Below are 3840 nucleotides of genomic sequence, written 5' to 3' on the forward strand. Positions count from 1 at the left end.
TTATATGACTGCGGTTCGCCCCGGGGCCTTTTATGGCTGGCCCTACAGCTATTGGGGACAGAATGTCGATCCGCGGGTGCATCCTCAGAATGCCGATATGGTGCGACGCGCGATCCGGCCCGATTATGCCCTGGGATCCCATGTCGCGGCACTCGGTATCAGCTTTGTAACAAGCCCCGGTCTTGGCCCCACCTATGCGCAGGGCGCCTTCGTCGGGGAGCATGGCAGCTGGAACAGGCAGGATCTCGCCGGCTACAAGGTGGTCTTCATCCCTTTCGCCAATGGGCGGCCGACCGGTAAGCCCCAGGATTTCCTGACCGGGTTCATCAAGGATGGACATGCGCGCGGACGGCCGGTGGGCGTGAGCTATGATCCGGTCCATGGCGCGCTCCTGGTCGCCGATGATCTATCCAACAGCGTCTGGCGGATAGCCCCAACCCGTCGCTGACATGAGGCAAAGGGCAAGGAGAGAGAAAATGGAGAAACGACAGGAAGACGGCGAAACGGTGACCCATCTGTCGAAAGTCGAGGCACGCAGCGGATCGCGTACCACCGTGACCCGGTCCATATTGGTGACAAGCCTCGCGCTCGTCATTGCGGTTCTGCTCATCGTGGTTGCGATCGGCTATTTCAGGGCCGACAAGACCGGCGCGGACGAGGTTAATAGCGATAACCGCGCAGGCTCGGCCGCCCCCCAGGACTGAAGCCGTCGAGCAATAGCGGAAATATCAGGTTAAATGCGCCAAATGGATGGAAGGAACGCCGTCGTGCACGATGACAGGATGGCGAAGTCCGTCTATCCCCAAGTCATGGCCTCCATTTTTTCTCCGGCGCCCACGCACGCGGATTCGCTCAGAGCACGGATATCCTCTTTCCCGTGGGAAAAAACGGCACTGGGAGCCAAGGCCGACTGGCCAATTTCGCTGCGAACCACGGTCGAGCTCGCGCTCGCCTCGGATTTTCCGATGTTCATCATGTGGGGGCAGGCGCAGATATTCCTCTACAATGATGCCTATGCGCCCTTTTTGGGAGCTCGTCACCCCGCAGCACTTGGCCAATCGATGTGCGATGTCTGGCCCGAGATCTGGTCCGAGCTCTCGCCCCTGATCGATAGAGCCCTTGGCGGCGAGACGGTTTCGGTCGAGGACATGCACCTCGTCATGACCCGCAATGGTGATGCCGAGGATACATGGTGGACCTTCTGCTACAGTCCGTTGCGCGACGACGCAGGCGATATCATCGGCGTGCTCGATATCGCGGTGGATGTGACGCAGAAGTTTACGGACGCCCGCAGGATCGAGGAAAAACGCGCAAGGCTGGAGAAAAGCGAAGCGCGTTTCAGCGCATTGGTAAGCGCGACCTCGGACGCAATCTATCAGATGAGCGCCGACTGGCAGGAAATGCGCCACCTCGACGGACGTGGTTTCCTCGTCGACACGCAAGCACCATCTGTTCGCTGGCTTGAACTCTATGTTCCAACGGATGACCATTCCATCGTGATGGACGCGATCGCCCGCGCCATCGAAGCCAGGGCCCCCTTCATGCTGGAGCATCGCGTACGTCAGGCTGATGGCACCATCGGCTGGACAGCGTCCCGCGCCGTCCCCATCCTCGACGATGACGGCAATATCCTTGAGTGGTTCGGCACGGCCACCGATGTAACGGCCTCGCATCTTTCGCGCGAAGCTCTGGCCACAAGCCGGGAAAAGCTGGAACTCGCGACACGCGCGGCCCGCCTTGGTCAGTTCGACTATTGGCCGCAAACCGGACAGCTTGAATGGGACGATCGCTGTCGTGCCCTTTTTGGCCTGCATCCCGGTGCCCCCGTCAGCTATGAAACCGCCTTTCTGGCGGGCCTGCATCCCGACGATCGCGAAGGGGCCGACGCAGCGGTGCGCGCCGCGCTCGATCCGGCCGGCAGCGGCATTTTCGACACCGAGTATCGGACCGTCGGGATCGAGGATGGGATCGAACGACATATCCATGCTCAGGGCCTGGCAATGTTCGAGGGCCAGGCCCCGATTCGCCTTATCGGTACCGTGCAGGACGTCACGGCCGATCGCCAGGCGCAGGCCAGTTTGCGCGAGGTGGAGGAGCGGCTGCGTCTTGCCGGACGGGCCACCAATGATGCGGTATGGGACTGGAACTTCAGCGACGATCATGTGACCTGGAACATCGCCCTTGAGCATGCCTATGGGCACAGGCTCGAAGATGTCGAACCGACCGGCGAGTGGTGGCTGGACCATATCCACCCGGATGACCGGCAGCGGATCAATGACAGCATTCACGCGGTGATCGATGGCGAGGGGACTGACTGGACCGACGAATATCGCTTTGCCCGCAGCGACGGCAGCTATGTCGATGTGCTTGATCGCGGCTATGTTCTGCGTACGCCTGCCGGCGAGCCGCTGCGTATGGTCGGGGCGATGCAGGACATGTCCGCCCACAAGGCGATCGAGCGCCAGCTCGAGGAGGATCGCCGCAGGCTTGCCGAGGAGGTCGAGACCAAGACGGCCGAGCGCGACAGGGCTGAGGACGCCCTGCGCCAGTCGCAGAAGATGGAAGCGGTCGGCCAGCTGACTGGTGGCCTTGCCCATGATTTCAACAATCTGCTGACGGGTATTTCCGGCGCCCTGGAAATGATGCAGATACGCATAGCGCAGGGCCGGGTCGGCGAGATCGACAAATATTCTGTCGCAGCCCAGGGCGCCGTGCGCCGCGCCGCTGCGCTCACCCACCGCCTGCTCGCCTTCTCCCGCAGGCAGACGCTCGATCCCAAACCGGTCAATTCCAATCGGCTGATATTCGATCTGGAAGAACTCATCCGGCGCACGGTTGGGCCGCAGATCGAGGTTGAGACCGTCGGCAAGGCCGGCATCTGGACCACCCTGGTCGATCCCAATCAGCTTGAAAATGCGCTGCTCAACCTCTGCATCAACGCGCGCGATGCGATGCCAGATGGCGGGCGCATCACGATCGAGACCGCAAACAAATGGCTGGACGACGCAGCAGCGCGCGAGCGCGATCTGGAACCGGGCCAATATGTCTCGATCTGCGTGACAGACACCGGCACGGGCATGACGCCCGAGGTGATTTCCCGCGCCTTCGATCCCTTTTTCACGACCAAGCCGCTGGGCGAAGGCACTGGCCTTGGCCTATCGATGATCTATGGATTCGCACGTCAGTCCGGCGGGCATGTGCGGATCTATAGCGAGGTCGGGACGGGTACCACCATGTGCCTCTATCTGCCCCGCCACTTCATGGAAGACGAGGAAAGCGAGGACGCGTCAGTCATTCCATCGCTGAGTGAGCAGGCGGCCAGCAATGAATCACGACGCGGTACGATCTTGGTGGTCGATGATGAGCCCACGGTTCGGCTCCTCGTTGTCGAGATAGCGCAGGAACTGGGCTATGATGTGCAGGAAGCGATGGACGGCCCAGGCGCCATGCGGCTGTTGCAAAATGGCGTGGCAATCGACCTGCTGATCACGGATGTGGGCTTGCCCGGCGGGATGAACGGTCGACAGGTTGCCGATGCCGCACTCAGCCTCCTGCCGGATCTCAAGGTCCTGTTCATTACCGGCTATGCTGAAAATGCCGTCATCGGCAATGGCCAGCTCGCGCCCAATATGGCGCTCGTCACCAAGCCGTTCGCGATGGACGCATTGGCAAAGCGGATTGGCGATATGCTGCCCTGATCCCGCGAGGCGGCAATCGACCGAGCACTGCGCCGCCTCCAATATCAAGAGATCGTCAATCTTGCGGTACGACCGGCGGTCGGCCTGACAAGATTTTGCGGCTGAGTTTCAGGCAAGGCTTCAGGCCGCGACGGATCATGTA

At 61.3% G+C, this 3840-nt stretch carries 3 protein-coding genes; all 3 read left to right on the forward strand.

The window, feature by feature from the left end:
• A partial coding sequence (locus tag ACUCV3_RS27155; protein ID WP_482241465.1) for a PQQ-dependent sugar dehydrogenase occupies positions 1-448 on the forward strand: 448 nt, incomplete at its 5' end.
• A gap of 28 nt (positions 449-476) precedes the next feature.
• Positions 477-704, forward strand: coding sequence for a hypothetical protein (locus ACUCV3_RS27160; RefSeq protein ID WP_010336640.1), 228 nt, complete (start codon positions 477-479; stop codon positions 702-704).
• Between the two features lie 33 nt (positions 705-737).
• Entirely contained in the window at positions 738-3698 is a 2961-nt protein-coding gene (locus ACUCV3_RS27165; protein ID WP_185706425.1) for a hybrid sensor histidine kinase/response regulator, read from the forward strand.
• Positions 3699-3840 lie beyond the last annotated feature (142 nt).

Source organism: Sphingobium sp. VMM (genome assembly GCF_056790315.1).

Bases quoted from the DNA above. Each gene is read 5' to 3' on its own strand.
- ACUCV3_RS27165 (WP_185706425.1), top strand. From the start codon at position 738: ATGCGCCAAATGGATGGAAGGAACGCCGTCGTGCACGATGACAGGATG.
- ACUCV3_RS27160 (WP_010336640.1), top strand. From the start codon at position 477: ATGGAGAAACGACAGGAAGACGGCGAAACGGTGACCCATCTGTCGAAA.